Annotated in this window: 13 protein-coding genes and 2 tRNA genes; 9 read left to right on the plus strand and 6 right to left on the minus strand. The window is 63.7% G+C overall.

Annotation, left to right across the window (positions count from 1 at the left end; translation table 11 throughout):
- Nucleotides 1–2 precede the first annotated feature (2 nt).
- Both NKJ04_RS21930 and hmuQ read left to right on the plus strand, forming a co-directional pair.
- A complete protein-coding gene (locus NKJ04_RS21930; RefSeq protein WP_352677364.1) occupies nt 3–1,016 on the plus strand; it encodes a TonB family protein in 1,014 nt (337 codons plus the stop codon).
- 60 nt (nt 1,017–1,076) lie between these two features.
- Entirely contained in the window at nt 1,077–1,391 is a 315-nt protein-coding gene (hmuQ, locus tag NKJ04_RS21935; protein ID WP_023812250.1) for a heme-degrading protein HmuQ, read from the plus strand.
- Between the two features lie 13 nt (nt 1,392–1,404).
- Here hmuQ and putA read toward each other — a convergent pair whose 3' ends face one another.
- Entirely contained in the window at nt 1,405–5,016 is a 3,612-nt protein-coding gene (gene putA, locus NKJ04_RS21940) for a bifunctional proline dehydrogenase/L-glutamate gamma-semialdehyde dehydrogenase PutA (protein ID WP_352677365.1), read from the minus strand.
- Nucleotides 5,017–5,178: 162 nt separating this feature from the next.
- Between putA and NKJ04_RS21945 the strand changes: the two genes are divergently transcribed.
- On the plus strand, nt 5,179–5,631 hold the full coding sequence (locus tag NKJ04_RS21945) for an Lrp/AsnC family transcriptional regulator (RefSeq protein ID WP_023812252.1): 453 nt from the start codon (nt 5,179–5,181) through the stop codon (nt 5,629–5,631).
- Nucleotides 5,632–5,725: 94 nt separating this feature from the next.
- Here NKJ04_RS21945 and NKJ04_RS21950 read toward each other — a convergent pair whose 3' ends face one another.
- Together NKJ04_RS21950 and NKJ04_RS21955 are read right to left on the minus strand one after the other, a co-directional pair.
- A complete protein-coding gene (locus NKJ04_RS21950; protein ID WP_352677366.1) occupies nt 5,726–6,925 on the minus strand; it encodes a cytochrome-c peroxidase in 1,200 nt (399 codons plus the stop codon).
- Between the two features lie 7 nt (nt 6,926–6,932).
- The gene (locus NKJ04_RS21955) at nt 6,933–7,382 is read right to left on the minus strand and encodes a FixH family protein (RefSeq protein WP_023812254.1); all 450 of its coding nucleotides are present in this window, start codon (nt 7,380–7,382) and stop codon (nt 6,933–6,935) included.
- Between the two features lie 151 nt (nt 7,383–7,533).
- Between NKJ04_RS21955 and NKJ04_RS21960 the strand changes: the two genes are divergently transcribed.
- A complete protein-coding gene (locus tag NKJ04_RS21960) occupies nt 7,534–8,454 on the plus strand; it encodes a sugar kinase (RefSeq protein WP_352677367.1) in 921 nt (306 codons plus the stop codon).
- A gap of 50 nt (nt 8,455–8,504) precedes the next feature.
- Here the strand turns inward: NKJ04_RS21960 and NKJ04_RS21965 are convergent, their stop codons facing one another.
- The 3 genes from NKJ04_RS21965 to NKJ04_RS21975 all read right to left on the minus strand — a co-directional run bounded on the left by NKJ04_RS21965 (nt 8,505) and on the right by NKJ04_RS21975 (nt 12,249).
- On the minus strand, nt 8,505–9,527 hold the full coding sequence (locus tag NKJ04_RS21965; protein WP_352677368.1) for an aldose epimerase family protein: 1,023 nt from the start codon (nt 9,525–9,527) through the stop codon (nt 8,505–8,507).
- 90 nt (nt 9,528–9,617) lie between these two features.
- Nucleotides 9,618–11,075: an NAD-dependent succinate-semialdehyde dehydrogenase gene (locus NKJ04_RS21970; protein ID WP_352677369.1), complete on the minus strand. Its 1,458-nt coding sequence runs from the start codon at nt 11,073–11,075 to the stop codon at nt 9,618–9,620.
- A 223-nt stretch (nt 11,076–11,298) separates the two neighbouring features.
- Complete coding sequence (locus NKJ04_RS21975; RefSeq protein ID WP_352677370.1) at nt 11,299–12,249, minus strand: AEC family transporter; 951 nt, start codon at nt 12,247–12,249, stop codon at nt 11,299–11,301.
- A 143-nt stretch (nt 12,250–12,392) separates the two neighbouring features.
- On the opposite strand from NKJ04_RS21975, the gene NKJ04_RS21980 reads away from it, so the two are divergent.
- The 5 genes from NKJ04_RS21980 (at nt 12,393) to NKJ04_RS22000 (ending at nt 17,935) form a co-directional block, all read left to right on the plus strand.
- Entirely contained in the window at nt 12,393–15,413 is a 3,021-nt protein-coding gene (locus NKJ04_RS21980) for a caspase family protein (RefSeq protein WP_352677371.1), read from the plus strand.
- Between the two features lie 103 nt (nt 15,414–15,516).
- Nucleotides 15,517–16,065: a histidine phosphatase family protein gene (locus tag NKJ04_RS21985; RefSeq protein ID WP_023812259.1), complete on the plus strand. Its 549-nt coding sequence runs from the start codon at nt 15,517–15,519 to the stop codon at nt 16,063–16,065.
- Nucleotides 16,066–16,294: 229 nt separating this feature from the next.
- Nucleotides 16,295–16,368: transfer RNA gene (locus tag NKJ04_RS21990), tRNA-OTHER, on the plus strand.
- Nucleotides 16,369–16,370: 2 nt separating this feature from the next.
- Nucleotides 16,371–16,440, plus strand: a tRNA-Asn gene (locus tag NKJ04_RS21995).
- Between the two features lie 352 nt (nt 16,441–16,792).
- Nucleotides 16,793–17,935: a slipin family protein gene (locus NKJ04_RS22000; RefSeq protein ID WP_023812260.1), complete on the plus strand. Its 1,143-nt coding sequence runs from the start codon at nt 16,793–16,795 to the stop codon at nt 17,933–17,935.
- The last annotated feature ends 204 nt before the right edge of the window (nt 17,936–18,139 follow it).

Here is an 18,139-nt window from a genome sequence, read left to right on the forward strand (position 1 = left end):
ATTTGACAATTCTGCTCTTGTCGCTGCAGGTCTCGCGGCGAGACATGCAGGATATCAGTCCCCTCCCCGAAGCCAGGGCCGAGCTGGCGATAGAGCCAACCGAGCCGCTCGCGCTACCGCGGCCATCGGCCTGGAACCGCAAGTGGACGGCGGCGATCGTCGTCTCCTGCCTGCTCCATGCCGCGGTGGCAGCGGCCTTTCTGATTTCCCCTACGGGGACTTCCAGTTTCCAAGATGCCGAGCAGCCGGAAGGCAGTGAACAGTCGGGCACCAACGTGGTCGGCAGCGCGCTGGACAAGGACCCGACGGCAATAAACGTTGCACTGGTGCCGAACCCGCAACCCGCCAAACCACAGCCGGCAACGCCGCCCAAGCCAACGCCGCCAACAGAGCCTTCGCAACCCGCGAAGGACGCAGCAAAGCCGCTCAAGCCTTTGCCGGAACCTGCCAAACAGCAGACGGTGACGCCCGACATATTGGTGGCCGGCGCCCCTCGCCCCGATGACCAGAGCGTGGCTCCCAAGGCCGAAACGCCGGCGCAGCCGATCGTGCAGGCCGAGAGCGCCGAAGTGCCTGTCGCCGTTCCAGAGCAGCCACCGATCCCCAGCGCCAGGCCAACGTCGGCAGCTGCCCCTTCAAAGACGGCGGATGAGAAGCGCGGCACGGCGAATGGCGAGGACCGGTCGGCGCAAGCAGCCAGCAAGGGCAAAAGGCAAAAAGAGGCAGGCACGGCCGCGGAAGACAATTACCGCGGCGATGTTTTTAGAAAACTCGGCAGCGTCAATCGCACCCTCCCGCCTTCCCTACAGCTGGCGGCACGCAACAATGCGGTTGTCACATTCGTCATAGGCAGGAAGGGCAACATAAATGAGTTGCGCATCCTGGAGACCTCAGGGTCGGCGGCTTTCGATCAGGCGGCGCTTGGCATTGTCCGCAAGGCAGCCCCCTTCCCTCCAATTCCACCACAGGCAGCAAGCGCAAATTTGGAGTTCGAGACCGAAATCGGCCCATTTTGAATGTGCGCAGAACAAACGCTGCAGCCGCCAATCATCAACATCCGCACGAAAGGAACCGCCATGTACATCGCCATGAACCGCTTCAAGGTGCAGACCGGCTCGGAGAACGATTTCGAAGCCGTGTGGAAGAACCGCGATTCCAGCCTCGCTGAGATGAAGGGTTTTCGGGAATTCCACCTGCTGCGTGGCCCGGTCAACGAGACCGAAGGCTACACGCTGTTTGCGTCGCACACGGTGTGGGCGAGCCACGAGGATTTCATCGCCTGGACCAAGTCGGAGAATTTCCGCGCCGCCCATCGAAATGTCGGCACGACGAAGGTCCACTATCTCGGTCACCCCCAGTTCGAAGGTTTTTCGGTCGTCGAAGGCGCTTAAATACTGGCCGGGCTCAAGCTCCGGCCAGCAGGCTCGCATTGCCGCCGGCGGCGGTGGTGTCGACGCAGACAGCCCGTTCATGTGCATAGGCCGCCGGGTTCAGTACCTCGCTGACCAGCGGCACGATCGGGCCGGAGCGGTCGGCGATGACCTTGCGCACGATGCGTGCAGCCTCCGGCGTGCCCGAAAAGGCGACGACATCAACGCGCAGTGAGCGTGCTTCGACCGGATCCGGCCGACCATCGATGGCGGCCAGCGGCAAGCCCTTGCCGGTCAATGGGGAAAGGGCAGCCGGTGCGCCGGGCGCCACGGCCAGCACCGCATTGCCGGCGGCGAGCGCCTGGATCGTCTGCGCCAGCAGCGTATCACCATCGGGACCGAGGCACAGCACCCGTCCGCGTGGCGAGAGCGAGAGCGTGTTGGCCTCGCCGGTCGGCCCGGGCAGGTCGATCTGGCCGAAATCGATGCCGGCGGCCGCACCTATGGCCGCAGCACCCTTGCCGCGCAGATGCTTCCTCAGAATGGCGATCCGGTCCGGACGCGTCGACCAGCCGCCAAGTGTGGGATCAGGCAGATTGTCGGCAAGCTCGGTCGCCGTGACCTTATGGCCATCCTGCAAATGGGTGCCAGCCTCCGGCCCTTTGCGGAACCGGCGGAGGTAGTGCGGGCCGCCGGCCTTCGGCCCGGTGCCTGAAAGCCCCTCGCCACCAAACGGCTGCGAGCCGACCACGGCGCCGATCTGGTTGCGGTTGACATAGATGTTGCCGGCATGGATGCCGTCGACGAAATGCTGGACGCGACCCTCGATCCGAGTGTGCAGGCCGAAGGTCAGGCCATAGCCCTTGCGGTTGATGGCGGCGATGACCGCGTCGATTTCGTCGGCGTCGAACGTAGCGACATGCAGCACCGGCCCGAACACCTCGCGCTCCATGTCCTCGATGCCCTTGACCCGGAAGACGTGCGGCGGGACGAAGCGCCCCTCCTTGGGTGCTTCGAGCTTGGCGATCAGCCGGCCCTGCAAGCCCATTTTCGTGCAGTACTCGCGGATAGAGCTTTGCGCCTCGTCGTCGATGACAGGGCCGACATCGGTCGAAATCCGCCAGGGATCGCCGATGCTGAGCGCCTCCATGGCGCCCTTCAGCATCTCCAGCATCTTCTTCTCCACGTCCTTCTGCACATAGAGCACGCGCAGTGCCGAGCAACGCTGGCCGGCACTCTGGAAAGCCGAGGCGAGGATGTCGCGCACCGCCTGTTCGGGCAGCGCGGTGGAATCAACGATCATGGCGTTGAGGCCGCCCGTCTCGGCGATCAGCATGGCGTTGGGCGCGGCCGTCTCGGCCAGTTGCTTCTCGATCAGCTTGGCGACCTCGGTCGAGCCGGTAAAGCAGACGCCGGCGATGCGCGGATCTGATGTAAGCGGCCCGCCGACCGATGGGCCGTCGCCAGGGAGCAACTGGATGACGTCTTCCGGCACACCGGCCTCGCGCAGCAGCTCGACAGCCCGGAAGGCGATCAGCGGCGTCTGCTCGGCCGGCTTGGCGATGACCGAATTGCCGGTGACAAGTGCGGCCGCGATCTGGCCGGTGAAAATGGCGAGCGGGAAATTCCACGGCGAAATGCACACGATGGCGCCGCGCGCTTGCGTGCCCGCCTCCGCATTAGCCGCCTCGGTGGCGTAGTAGCGCAGGAAGTCGACCGCCTCGCGCACTTCGGCGACGCCGTCGGCCAGCGATTTGCCGGCCTCGCGGGTGGCGAGTGCAAAGAACTCGACGGCATTGGCTTCATAGAGATCGGCGGCACGGTTGAGGATGGCAGCACGCTCGGCGACGGAACGTTTTGCCCATGCCGGCTGCGCTTCCACCGCAAAGCGCACGGCGGTCGCGACTTGCTTGGCGGCGGCTTCGCTGACCGTACCGACCACTTCGGAAGGCTTTGCTGGGTTGACTATGGGACGCTGCTTGCCGTAGCCGGCGGCACGGGTGATCGGCTTGGCATGCCAACGATCCGGCCCAGCGAAGGCCGCCCTGGCCTTGTCGATCGCCGCCAGCGTCACCGTGTCGGTGATGTCGAATCCTTTCGAATTGCGACGCCCGGCCCCAAAAATTTGGGAAGGCCGGGCAATCGCCGGATTGGCGGCCGGACCCTGGCTCTCGACCGTTTCGAGCGGATCGCGCGCAATGTCCTCCGGCTCGACGTCCTCGTCGGTCAGCTGGTGCACGAAGGAGGAATTGGCGCCGTTCTCCAGCAACCGGCGGACCAGATAGGCCAGCAGATCGGAATGCGCACCGACCGGCGCGTAGATGCGGCAGCGCGTGCCTTCGGACCGGCGCACCGTCTCGTGCAGCGCCTCGCCCATGCCGTGCAGGCGCTGGAACTCGAAGGAATCGCGATTATCCGCCATCGCCAAGATGGCGGCGACGGTGTGGGCATTGTGGGTGGCGAATTGCGGATAGATGCGGTCGGTCATCGATAGCAGCTTTTTCGCGCAAGCCATGTAGGAGACATCAGTGTTGGCCTTGCGGGTGAAGACGGGATAGCCTGACAGTCCGAGCGTCTGCGCCCGCTTGATCTCGGTGTCCCAATAGGCACCCTTGACCAGCCGCACCATGATGTTGCGGTCGTATTTCCTGGCCAGCGCATAGAGCCAATCGATGGCGAAGGCCGCGCGTGGCCCATACGCTTGCACCACCACGCCGAAGCCGTTCCAGCCGGCGAGCTCCGGCTCGGCCAGCACCCGCTCGATGACGTCGAGCGACAGATCGAGGCGATCGGCCTCCTCGGCATCGATGTTGAGGCCCATACGCGAATGGCGCGCGGCAAGCGCCAGCGACAAGAGCCGCTCGGCCATCACAGGCAGCATCTCTTCCTTCTGCGCCACCTCGTAGCGCGGATGCAGCGCCGAAAGCTTGACCGAAATGCCGTGGTTCTGCCTGATGTCAGGACCGTTGGAGCCGGAATCGAGCGACGAAATCGCGTCGGCATAGGCCTTGTGATAGCGCAAGGCGTCGGCCTCGGTGCGGGCCGCCTCGCCCAGCATGTCGAAGGAATAGAGATAGCCCTTCTGCGTCATCGGCCGGCCGCGCTTGACGGCTTCCGTGATGGTGCGGCCGAGCACGAACTGCTCGCCCATCTCGCGCATGGCGGCGGCCACCGCCTTGCGGATGACCGGCTCGCCCAACCGCCGCACCATAGAGCGCAGCGTGCCCTCGATGCCGCCCTCGCCCTCATCGAGGACGCGGCCGGTCAGCATCAGCGCCCAAGTCGAGGCGTTGACGAAGATGGAGCTCGAACCGCCCGAATGCGCCGACCAGTCGTGCGGCGCGATCTTGTCGGCGATGAGGTCGTCCATCGTTTCGGTATCGGGCACGCGCAACAGTGCCTCGGCTAGGCACATCAGCGCGACGCCTTCCTTGGTGGAGAGACCATAGGCCGAGAGGAAGACTTCCATCAGCCTTGGATCGGACGAACCGCGCACCGCCCGCACCAGATCGGCGGCGCGGGCCGAGATCGCCTTGCGGTCTTTCCCGGAGAGCGCCGTCGCGTCGGCAAGCCGCTTCACGGCCTCGTCTTCATCGGGCAGGTAGTTGGCGCGGATCTGCTGGCGGATGGCATCGAGCGCTGGCATGGCGGTCCCATGGATCGAGCAAAGGGATCGGGCCGGCGGTCACCGGACCGAATGGTGGAAGCTAGCACAGATGCGAATTTTCAATCGGTCCGAAGAAATCGACATTGCAGGTCATTCGATCTATCGTAGCAGCTCAAAACCGACATATGGACTGCATTTTCGATGACAGAAGACCAATTGGACCGCATCGACAGGAATATCCTGGCGGCGCTGGCAAGCGATGGCCGGCTTTCGATGTCAGAACTGGCGGCAAACGTCGGCCTGTCGAAAACGCCGGTGCAGGCGCGGGTGAAGCGGCTGGAGAAGGACGGCTACATCAGGGGCTACCAGGCGATCATCGACCGCGAGCGCATGGGCGAAGGCCATGTTGCATTCGTCCAGGTGAAATTGTCCGACACCAGGTCCGCCGCGCTCGATGCCTTCAACCGATCCGTGCAGGCCGTGCCGGAAATCGAGCAGTGCCACATGATGGCGTCGAGCTTCGACTATCTGCTGAAAGTCCGCACCAGGGACATCGCCGCCTACCGCCGCGTCCTCGGCGAACGCATCTCGGCCCTGCCCCACGTCGCCCAGACCTCGACCTTCGTGGCGATGGAGACAGTCAAGGATCGATGACCATGATCCCGAAAAGTGGAAGCCGGTTTTCGGACAAGATCATGGTCAAACGTAGAGCCCCATCCCGATACATCGGGATGGATCGGGCTCTAACTCACTCCGAAAGCGTCTTCAGGAAAGCCACCAGCGCCGCACGTTCACGATCCGACAGCCCCAGCGGATGAACTTCGGACGTACCCTCCACGCTGGGTGCAGCCTTGGCGTAGTGCGCCACGACCTCGTCGAGCGACGAAAACTGCCCGGCATGCATGTAGGGCGACCGCGTTGCCGCACCGCGCAGCGACGGCGTCTTGTAGGCGCGGATCAGTTGCGGGCCATCCTTGACCATGAAGCGCAACTCGCCGCAGGCGCTGGCGTCGCCATCGCGATAGGCGCCGAAACAGTTGAACGGGTCGGCTTCGACTTGGCGCACCGCATCGATGCGGCCGCGGTCCGGCGGCAGGCCCGCAATGGGTGGCACGCCGGTGTTGTGAAAGCTGTTGTCGGTGAAGCGCGGGCCGTTGTGACAGGTCACGCAATTGGCCTTGCCGGTGAACAGTTTCAGCCCAAGGATTTCTTGCTTGGAAAAGACCGCATGGCCTTTCGGCTCAGCGCCGGTGACGAGATCCAGCGCAAAACGGTCGAAACGCGTCGGCGCCGGCTCGATCGAGCGTTCGAAGGCGGCGATCGCCTTGCCGATATTGGCAAAGACGCCGTCGATTGCGCTGCGCTGCGCGCCGCTCATCGCATTCCAGGCCGCCTTCTCGGCATCGTTTCCAAGCGGGCTGGCATTCGACGGCATGCCCGAAAGATCGGGCAGCGGCCCGAAGATGCGCTCATAGCGCTCGCCGAAGCGCGCCTTGATGTAATGCGCGTAGGCGGTGCGGTTTCCCGCCTGCTCCAGCGGGTTTTCGAGCGGCGTCAGCGCTTGCGCCCACAGGCTGTCGCGGCGGCCGTCCCAGAAGAACCAGGGATCGCGCGCGACGCCGGCCAGCGGCATGGTCCGCCGGCTGGTACGGCCGACGCCGACGGCTTGCGGCAGGTCGTCCTGGAACTGGCGGTCGATCTTGTGGCATGTCGAACAGGATATCGACCCGTCACCGCTCATGCCCTGGTCGAAGAACAGCGTCGAGCCGAGTGCGGCAGCCGCCGGCACGTCGGCAAAACGATCGGTGGTGTCGGGCTTGAGCGCCGGCAGCGACGACAGCGCCAGCGAGGCGATGGTCGTCTTCTCGGCGTCGGAAAAATCCGGCTTCGTGCAGCCGGTAAGGACAACGGCCACCATTAGCGCCAGAAAACGCGAACGCCGCCTCATGTCCTGCTCACAGCACCACGTTGAAGAGCACCGTATCGGAGCCTGCGGTGGCCGAGATGGCGAAATGCAGCTGCCACCAGCCGCTCATGGTGAATTTCACCCCTTCGATCCGGTAACGCCCGTCGCCGAGATAGTCGGTCGCTTGCGGGCTGGTCGGCAGGCCGTGACTGTGCAGCGGCATGCCGCCGGAGATCGCGATCGCCGCCCCTTCCACCGGAGCTCCAGCCTTTGTCTTCAGCGTCAGCAGCCAGGATTGCAGTTGGCCTAGCCGCACAACGCCTCGCTCCGGCGCGAAGCTTGCCACGAACAGCCCGTTGGCGGTGTTCTTCGTCCGAGAGACATCCGGGCCGGCGGGCCGCGCCGACCGCGGCGCCGTCAGGTAAACGACCGCGAGAATGCCGACCAGCAAGGCAGCCAGACCAAGACCTGCCAGAAGATAACGCCATATCGATGCCAAACCGGTTCCTCTTCTGCAGACAACGCTCTGCCGAACGGATCGCATCCCGCCAGCCTGTGGGAAAACGCTGTGGCGGAAAAAACCCTGCTTGCCAAGCATGGCGCTGCCGGTGGCAAAAAGCTACAGCACCGAGATCACTGGAGGATTGTAGATGGCGGGAACCGGCGTCGCCTCGATCGGCGAATGCATGCTCGAACTGTCGGGCCAGACGGGACCGAACTGGCGCATGGGCTTTGCCGGCGACACGTTCAACACGCTGTGGGCGCTGCACGCACTGAGCGCTGAGCGGCCGGCAACCTATGTCTCGGCCTTCGGCGACGATCCATTCTCGCAAGGCCAGATCGATTTCTTCGCTGAAAACGGCATCGGCATCGGCTCCAGCCCGCTCATAGCGGGCGCGCGGCCCGGCCTCTATGCCATCACGCTGACGGGAGCCGAACGTTCCTTCACCTATTGGCGTGGCGACGCCGCTGCGCGGCAGCTTGTCTCGGACCCGGCCGCATTATCGAAAAACCTGGAAAATCAGGCACTTGTCTATTTTTCCGGAATCACTTTGGCAATTCTGGACGAAGCCGCGCGCGCTGAGTTGCTGGCCGCCGTCGCCAAGGCGCGTTCGGCTGGTTCACTTATCGCCTTCGACCCCAACTACCGGCCGCGGCTCTGGCGTGAGCGCGAGGATGCGCAGGCAGCGATCGTCGAAGCCCTTGCCGTCACCGACATCGCATTGCCGACCTTCCCCGACGAGCAGGTGCTGTTCGGCGATCCAACACCGCAAGCCACAGCGAAGCGGCTCGGGCAACTCGTCAGCGAGGTCGTCGTCAAGAACGGCGAAGCACCGGCACTGATTGCCCAAGCAGGAGCGCTGCGCGAAGTCCCGGCAATCCATGTCGCCGCTCCCGCCGATACGACGGGCGCCGGCGACTCCTTCAACGGCGGCTATCTTGCGGCTCGACTTGCCGGCCACGACCCGCTTGAAGCAGCACGCCGTGCGCATCGCGTCGCCGCCGCCGTGGTGCAGGTGCGCGGCGCGCTGGCGCCGTTCGAGACGCTGCGCGCGGCCTTCGCCGGCTAAAGTCTGTTGCGATTCAGGTCAGGCGGGCTTCACCTGAACATTGGCAGGCCTCAGGGCAGACGGAATCTGTATTCCGTCACGTGGTGGTAGATCGCGCCCGGCCACAGCGTCGCCTGCGGGAAATAAGGCCGGTTCGGCGCGTCCGGCCAAATCTGCGGCTCCAGGCAGAAGCCGCAAAAAGCCTTGTAGTCGCGGCCTTCCAACCCGGTGCGCGGCGTCACATACTGGCCGGTATAGAGCTGGACGCCCGGCTCAGTGGTCCAGACCTCCATCTCGACACCGGAACTGGCGCCTTGCGCCCATGCCGCCTGCTTGAGCGGCCCGCGTGTCGAAGCGAGGCAGAAATTCTGGTCGTAGGGCAGCTGTTCGCCCTCGGTCTCCATGCGCAACGGCCGCGCCTGGCGGAAATCGAACGGCGTGCCGTCAACCGGCTTGACCACCCCGGTCGGGATCATATCGCCATCGACCGGCAGATAGGCGCCGGCATTTAACATCATCCTGTGGTCGAGAATGTCTCCGGCGCCGCCATCGTCCAGGTTGAAGTAGGAATGCTGGGTGAGATTGCACAGCGTCGGCTCCTCGCAGGTGGCGGTCAGCTCGACGCTGAGCGTGCCGGGGATTTTCAACCGGTAGGTGCAGGTGACATCGAGCGCGCCGGGAAAGCCCATCGCGCCGTCGGGATCATGCAGCGTCAGCGTGACAAAATCCCTGCCATGCAAAGAAACCGTCCACGGCCGGTGGGAGTAACCTTGCGAGCCGCCGTGCAGCGTATGCTTGTCGAGGAAGTTTTGCTCGGTCTGGTAGCGGCTGCCGCCAATGGTGAAGCGGCCGTCGCGGATGCGGTTGGCGTAGCGACCGATGACCGCTCCGAAGAAGGCCGTATCCGTCTCGTAGCCTTCCAGACTGTCGTAGCCGAGCACCAGCGGCGCATCGTGCCCGGTCAGGCGCAGATCCTGGATGATCGCGCCTAGACCGATGATGTTGGCTGTGATGCCGCCGCCCCTGATCGTGAAGCGACGCACCTGCTCGCCAGCCTGCGTCGTGCTGAAAACCTCGCCGTCCTTCATCGCCATGCCCGTAATGCCAGTTGATCCAGAGGACTTCGGCTTGGTTTCCCGCTGAGATGGGCAGGCCATTGGCCTCCCCATCTCCGGGATAGAATATCAGAGGCCGAGGCCGCCGATGCAGACATATTTGGTATCGAGGTAATCTTCGATGCCCTGATGTCCGCCTTCCTTGCCGAGGCCGGATTCCTTGACGCCGCCGAACGGTGCCTCCGGCGTGGTGATGAGGCCTTCGTTGACGCCGACCATGCCGTATTTCAGCCCTTCCATGACGCGGAAGGCGCGGCCGAGATCGCCTGTGTAGAAGTAGCAGGCGAGGCCGAATTCGGTGTCGTTGGCGAGCGCTATCGCTTCCTCTTCGGTCTCGAACCTGAACACCGGCGCCACCGGGCCAAAGATCTCTTCCTTCATGAAGCGCATCTTGGGTGTCGCGTTGGCGATGACCGTCGGCTGGAAGAACGAGCCGCCGAGCGCATGGCGCTTGCCGCCGGCGACGATCTTGCCGCCCTTGGATGTGGCGTCGGCGATCAGTTCTTCGACCTTCTCGACCGCCTTCTCGTCGATCAGCGGCCCCTGCTGCACGCCGTCCTCGAGGCCGGAGCCGACCTTCAGCCCATTGCTGGCGGCAGCGAGCTTCTCGACGAACTTGTCATAGACACCAGCCTGGACAAGGAAGCGGTTGGTGCAGACGCAGGTCTGGCCGGAATTGCGATACTTGGCGGTGATCGCACCGGCGACCGCACGCTCGAGGTCGGCGTCATCGAAGACAATGAACGGCGCGTTGCCACCGAGCTCCATCGACACTTTCTTGACGGTGACCGACGACTTCTGGATGAGAAGCTTGCCGACTTCGGTCGATCCGGTGAAGGTGATCTTCGACACCAGCGGATTGGCGCAGATCTCGTCGCCGATCTCGCTTGCCGAACCGGTCAGGATGTTGACGACGCCCTTGGGGAAGCCGACCTCCTCTGCGAGCGCACCCCAGGCGAGGCCCGAATACGGCGTCTGCGAGGCCGGCTTGACCACTGCGGTGCAGCCGGCGGCGAGCGCCGGGCCGAGCTTGCGGGCCAGCATCGAGGACGGGAAATTCCACGGCGTGATGGCGGCGATGACGCCGACCGGTTCCTTGGTCACCAGGATGCGGCGATCCGCCCACGGCGACGGCACCACGTCGCCATAGGTGCGGCGGCCTTCCTCGGCGAACCACAATATATAGGCCGCGGCGGAGCCGATCTCGCCCTTCGATTCGAACAGCGACTTGCCCTGTTCGATGGTCAGCAGTTCGGCCAGCACGTCCTGATTGTCCATCATCGCGTCATGCAGCTTGCGCAGCAGCTTCGAGCGCTCGAGCGCGGTCGTCTTGCGCCAGGTCTTGAAAGCTTCCGCGGCGGCTTCGATGGCGCGGCGGGTCTCGGCTTTGCCCGACTTCGGCACGGTGCCGATCTTGAGACCGGTGGCCGGGTTGTTGACGTCGACCGTCTGGCCGCTGTCGGCCTGCACCCATTCGCCGTTGATGAGATTGGCCTGCCGCATGAAATGGCTGGTTTTCTGAAGCATGGTCTATCCTCCGTTCGGCGCGCTGACGGGCCGGTCTGTGAAATCTTCGGTGAGCGTGCGCCATGGACTGAAGCCGGCACGCCGGAGCCACTGCTCTTTACCGAGGGCAAGGCCCGCAAGCAATCGCAAGATGGCATATAGGGGTTGGACCAGCCCGAGGCGAGAGCAGGCCGGACATATGCCGTGCCGATCGCTGGCCGCACTATCTGACTATCGACATATCCTATCCGAAAACGTGGAGCACCACCGTCAGCCAGAAGGCGGTTGTAACAACCGCGCTCGCCGTGGCGATTGTCATCTGGTTCGACGCCAGCGCCTGGCCGGTGTTGAACTGCACGGCGATGAGATAGGAATTGATGCCGGATGGTAGCGCCGCCACCACCACCGCCACTTTGGCCGTCAATGGCGGCAGGCCAAGCAGCCAGACCAGACCGAGAACCAGAGCCGGCATCAGGAACAATTTCAGCACCGAAAGCGCCAGAGCCGGCCGGACATTGCCGGAGATACCGAAGCGACGCAGGCTGAGGCCCATGGCAAACAGCGCCACCGGTCCTGCAGTGTCAGCCAGCGCATCGACCAGCCGTGTGGCAAGGTTCGGCAGCGGCGCGCCGGTTAGGCGCCATGCCAGCCCGGCCAGGATGCCGATGATCAGGGGATTGGTGAACAGTCTTCTCAGAAAGCTCTGGATGATGCGCAGCGGGTGTACGGGCTCGCTGCCACCGCGGCCAAATATCTCGAACATGATGATCGACGCCATCATCATGGTCGGCAGATGCACGGAAACGAGCAGCGACAGCACTTCGAATCCGCTGGACCCGAATACGCCGAGAACGAAGGGAATGCCCAGCAACACCACATTCGAGAAGGACGACGACACTCCACCGACGATACCTGTGCGTGCGTCCCGCCCGAAGATTCGCGTCGTCACCAGATGGCCGGCAGCCCATGTCATTGCAACCGCGGTGAAGTAAGCGCCCCACAGCGACCATGGCGCCACGCCATGGAAATCGGAATTCACCATCGTCCGAAACAGCAGCAGCGGCATCGCCATGTTGATGGCGAATTCGGAGATGCCGTCCCCGCTGGCCGGCTTTAGATAGCCGGTGAGCCCGGTGAGATAGCCGAGCGCGACGAGGCTGAAGACGAAAAGAACGGTTTCGGTGAGCGGCGACATTTTTCAGGGATAGGCGAGCCACGGCCGCGGCGCAATCGCGCCCGAATTTGATCATGCCCTAATTTGATCATGGCCAAATTTGATCATGGTCCATTGGCAGCGTTATAGAGGGCTTGGATCATCAGGGCGGATGCGAACGACAAATGACCTTTGTCGAAACCTCGAAGCTTAATCTTTTGCGGCGGGCATGGCTGACGGCTTTCATCGCCGCACTGCTTTGCCTTGCCGCGACCGCGCTTGCAGTTGCCGAGACAATAAGCCTTAAGGGCGTGGCGCTGATCATCGGCCAGTCGAATTACCTGCACATCGCCGCCCTGCCCAACCCCGCCAACGACGCCCGCGACATGGCCAAGATGCTGACCGACCTTGGCTTCGACGCCCGCAGCGTCACCGACCGCGACGCCACCAAGCTGAAGCGCGACCTGCAGCGGTTCACCGAAGATGCCGACGGCGCCGATGTCGCCTTCATCTACTACTCCGGTCATGGCATCGAGGCCGGCGGCGAAAACTATCTGGTTCCGGTCGATGCCGACGTCCCGTCGCTGAAGGATGCCGGCACCAGCCTTGTGCCGATATCGGCCGTCATGGAGGCATTGAAAAAGACAGTGCCGGTGACGATCATGCTGCTCGACGCCTGCCGCACCAATCCATTCCCCGCGGATGCCATGGTCCGGCGCTCACCGACCGCTTCCGCCTCGCCCATAGGCGCTGGCGGGTTGGAGCCGGTGCGCGGCGCCAAGGCACTCGGCAATGCGCCGGCGGCCGACGCGAGCCTGGGCACGGTGGTCGGCTTTGCCGCCGAACCAGGTCGTCCGGCACTCGATGGCGCCGCCGGTGAAAACAGCCCTTACGCATCCGCTTTGCTGCGCCACCTCGCAGCGATGAAGGGCACCGAGTTCGGCTCGGTCATGCGCATGGTGACCGAGGAGGTCTATCTCGACACCAAGGCAAGGCAGCGCCCCTGGGTCAATGAGAGCCTGCGCCGCCTGCTCTATTTTGGTGTCGCACCAGCAGAGCCGACCGGCGACGACGGGCTGATCACCGGCGAGCGGCGCCAGCTCCTGCTGACGATTTCCGACCTGCCCGACCCCAAACGGGCGCAGGTGGAACTGGCTTCGCTGCAGGAAGGTGTGCCGCTCGATGCACTCTATGGCGTGCTGAAGGCGCTCGGCACGGAAAAGATCCCGGAGGATCCGTCCGACCTGCAAAAGATGCTCGACGCCCAGGCCGAGCGCCTGAAGAAGATGATGTCCGAGCGCGCCGCGCTGCGCACCGACGATCCGGAGATCAAACGCCTGATCGCCTCCGCCGACAAGGCGATCGGCCAGGGCGCCATCGTGACGGCGCGGAAATTCCTCGACGATGCAGTCGGCCGGGTCGAGCAGACCGACGATGCGGTCGATGAAGCCGAAGATCTCGTCAAGCAGAAGCGTCTTGCCGATGCCGCGATCTACGCCAGGCGGGCCGACGCCTCGGGGCTGGTCTTCGACTACAGATCCGCCGCCGGCGACTATGCCAAGGCGTTTTCGCTGGCCGAAAAATGGGACGACAAGCTGCGCTGGAACTACAAGAACCAGGAAGCCGAGGCGCTGAACGCCCACGGCTATGCCACCGGCGACCTCGATGCGCTGCAGCACGCCATCGAGGCCTACCGCACCATCCTGAACTTCATCCCCAACGGCGAACAGAATCGCGACTGGGCGATCACCCGCAACAACATGGCGGTGGTGCTGCAGACCATCGGCGAGCGCGAGACGGAGACCGCGCGCCTTGAAGAGGCAGCGCGGATCTTTCGCGATTCCCTTGTCGTGTTCGAGCGCGAGAAGGACGATCTCAACTGGGCCGCCGCGCAGAACAACCTGGCCAATGTGCTGTTGAAGATCGGCGAACGCGAGAGCGACCCGAAGCGCCTGAACGAAGCGGTGGCAGCGATGCGCGCCACGCTCCAGAAACGCCCGCGCGAAAAAGTGCCGCTCGACTGGGCTGCTTCGCAGAACAATCTCGGCCTGGCGCTCTATGCGCTTTCCGAGCGCGAGGCGGCCGGCGAGCATCTGGCGCAGGCCGAAGCCGCCTACCGGCTGGCGCTTGAGGAATACACGCGCGAAAAGGCGCCGGTGGAATGGGCGATGGTCGAGAACAATCTCGGCAACACGCTGGTATCGCTCGGCATTCAGCTCAACAACAAGGCGAAGATAAACGAGGCGGCCAACGCGTTCCGTGCCGCGCTTGAAGTGCGAACCCGTGAAACCTTCCCCGTCTCATGGGCGACCAGCAGGCTCAACCTCGGCAACGCGCTGAGCGGTGTCGCCCGTTTCGATATGGGCACCGGCGCGCTTGAAGAGGCCGCGGCCGCCTATGACGATGCACTGACGGTGTTTACCCGGCAGCGTTTCCCGATGGACTGGGCGTCGGCGCAGAACAATCTCGGGTCGATCTACCAGACACTTGGCCAGCGTACCCGCGACGCGGCCAAGCTGGAGCAATCGGCGGCGGCGTTCCGGACCACGCGACAGGTCTATGTCAGACGGAAATTCCCGCAGGACTGGGCAATGAGCCACTACAATCTCGGCAACACGCTGCAGCTTCTGGGCGGCGTGACCGACAAGCCGGAACATTACGGTGAGGCCATTGCCGCCTACCGCGATGCGTTGCGCGAGTACAAGCGCGAGACGAACCCGCGCCAATGGGCGCTGGCCCAGGCCGGCCTCGGCTCGACGCTGCACTGGCTGAGCATGAGCAATGCCGACCCGAGGACCTTGCTGGAGTCCATCGCGGCCCGCCGGGCAGCCCTCGAAGTGCTCACCGTCGACGCGGCACCGGTCGACTGGGCCAACGCCCAGAACGGCATCGGCATGAGCCTGCTCAACCTCGGCAATCTCGAACGCACCGGCAAATACCTCGGTGATGCCGAGGCCGCCTTCGCGGCCACGCTGAAGGTATTCACCAGGGAAAGCCTGCCCATGCAATGGGCCTTCGCGCAGAACAATCTCGGTGACGTCAGCTGGAACCGGGCCAGCTATGGCGGGGGCAAGGCCGAATATCAAAAGGCGATCGAATTCTTCGAGAACGCCAAGCAGGGCTTTACCGAAGCCGGCTACACAATCCCCATCCCGCTCACCGACCAGAAGATCGATCTGGTGAAGAAGCAGATGGCGAAGAAGTAGGTCTACGCATCCCGCCGACCGCGCCTTGTCTTTCGGCTGGCTTTACCGTCCCTATATGTCCCGTCACCGGAACCCATTGCCGGGAACCGGAGAAGGATAGCGGATGATTCGATTTGCCTTGGCGTTGTTCCTGTTTCTTATTCCCGGCGTGGCCCACGCCACGGATGCAGGCTGGGCGCTGCTGCGCGATGGCGGACATGTCGTGCTGCTGCGCCATGCCATGGTCACCGGCACCACCGACCCGGCCAATTTCGACATCGACAGTTGCGCCACCCAGATGAACCTGTCGGCCCGTGGCAAGCAACAGGCGAGCAAGATCGGCGCTCTGTTTGCCGCCCGTGCGGCACCGATCGAGCGCGTGTTGTCCAGCCGCTATTGCCGCTGCCTCGATACTGCCCGCATCGCCTTCGAGGCCGAGCCGGAGCTGTTTGCTCCGCTCGATCTCCTGAAGGGCGACGAGGCGCAGAAAGCCGCGCAGATCGCGGCGATCCTGAAAGAAATCCGCGCCTATTCCGGCTCCGACAATCTGGTCATGGTCACCCATCTGGAAGACATCGTGGCGCTGACCGGCATCTCGCCGCGCGAAGGCGAGGCCGTGGTCGTGGAGCCGCAGGGCGATAGCCTGCGCGTGCTCGGCCGCGTCACCTTCTGAGCTCCCTGCGCGCGATCGCTGACGTCGAAAGCGGTGTTGCCGAAATGCCACCGCCGCAAGAAGCCGCAAATCCGCCACGACAATGCCGCTTGCGACAACCCGTCGCAGGGGCTATAGGCGCGCTCCCGGTCACGAGAACCGAAGCGAGCACAACGGTTGGAGCTTTCGCCTCCGCCCGTGCAGGCGGCTTTGCCGCCCTGTATACGGCGCCGCTTTGGGGATTGGGATCGCGGATGTAGCTCAGCGGGAGAGCGCCGGATTTGGGTCCGGAGGTCGGGGGTTCAATTCCCTTCATCTGCACCACGGATAGCTCAGTTTGGTTAGAGCATCAGATTGTTAATCTGACTGTCGAAGGTTCGATTCCTTCTCCATTGGCCTGAAAAGCCATCCGAAAAACGGTCAGGGGACTGGAATGCGAAAGACTGAACGGATGGCCCAAGCCCTCGGGCGCGGATCATCCCAAGCGTCTTTCGCCATCGGCTCGCGGCCAGGCCCGCGGTGACGATCAAGGCGCAGTGTCGCCGGCAAAGGAAGCTCGGCCTCCGGCGCCCGCTTCGCTGCCCCGCGATCCGCTCCCGAAGGCCCGCCACGGATTGATGCCACCAGTCCCCGGATCATTCGTGCCCGGACGATGACGCAAGACGACGATGTGAAACGAGAAACGAAAGGAACGATCGACGCATGACTTGACGCCTCGCATGGGGCCATGCCCGACAGGAGTGAAACAATGACAATTCTCGACAAGGTTCTTGGACGCGAGCGCGTCCTCGTAAAGGAAAACGAACGTGCCCTCACCCTCCACAAGGGTGAGATCAAGACTGTCCTGCTGCCGGGCGAACATTGGCTCGCCAACCGGCGCGGCAGCCTTGAAGTGTCCCGGCACGATCTGAAGAACCCGGAATTCGTTTCGGCATACGAGAAGGCGTTGTTCGACAAGCTCCCGGATGTGGCCGCGCGTCATTTCACCGTCGTTCGCACCGGGCGCACGGATGTCGCCATCATCGAGCGTGACGGCAATCTGCACGCCGTTCTGGCGCCGGACCGCAAGCTCGTGCTGTGGACGGATGCCGGTCCGTGGAAGGTGACGCTGATCGACACATCGGTCGATCTCGCCATCGATGCGGCGGTCATGCGCCGGCTCGGCCAGGCCCGGAAGGCGGAATTGATGTCCGTCCACCCGGTCGTCGACGGTCAGGCCGGACTGCTGTTCATCGACGGTGTCCTGGTCAGGACGCTGACGGCGGGCGTGCATGGCTTCTGGAACGTCGGACGCATGGTGCAGATCAAGGTCGTCGACCTCAAGCGCCAGTCGCTCGACGTTGCCGGGCAGGAAGTGCTGACCAAGGATCGCGTGACGATCCGCGTCAACATCGCAGCCGAATACCGGGTCGTCGATCCTGTCAAGGCGGTGAGCATGGTGAAGGACTTCTCCGAAGCCCTTTACCGCGCCCTGCAGTACGCCTTCCGCAAGACCCTTGGCGCGCTGACACTCGATCAGATCCTTGAAAAGAAGGTGACGATCGACGAAGAAGCCGCTGGCAAGGTCCGCGCTGATATGGCCGAGATCGGGGTGGAGGTCAGCGATATCGCCCTCAAGGATGTCATCCTGCCGGGCGAGATGCGCGAGATCCTCAACCAGGTGGTGTCGGCCGAAAAGCAGGCCGAGGCCAACATCATCCGTCGCCGCGAGGAGACGAACGCGACGCGTTCCCTCCTCAACACGGCCAGGGTGATGGCGGAAAACCCGGTGATGCTGCGGTTGAAGGAGCTTGAGGCTCTGGAAACCATCGCCGGCAAGGTCGAGCGGCTGACCGTCCACAACGGAACGGGCGGGCTGCTGAACGATCTGGTCAAGCTCCGCGACAGCTGATGCATGTCGCCCAAAGTGGTTCCGGTTTGGGAAAACGGCATGCCTCGAAACAAAGGCTGACGTAGCGTCAACAAGAAGGGGCGCCGGGGTAACCCGCCGCCGAGTTGAGTTTTTCAGACACACAACCCCACATCGCCCGGCGAAACAGCCCCTTTACAGCCCGGCAAAAACAAATATACAACGCCCAAAAAAAAATCGGACAAA

It is taken from the genome of Mesorhizobium sp. M0618 (assembly GCF_040320765.1).
GTDB lineage: Bacteria > Pseudomonadota > Alphaproteobacteria > Rhizobiales > Rhizobiaceae > Mesorhizobium.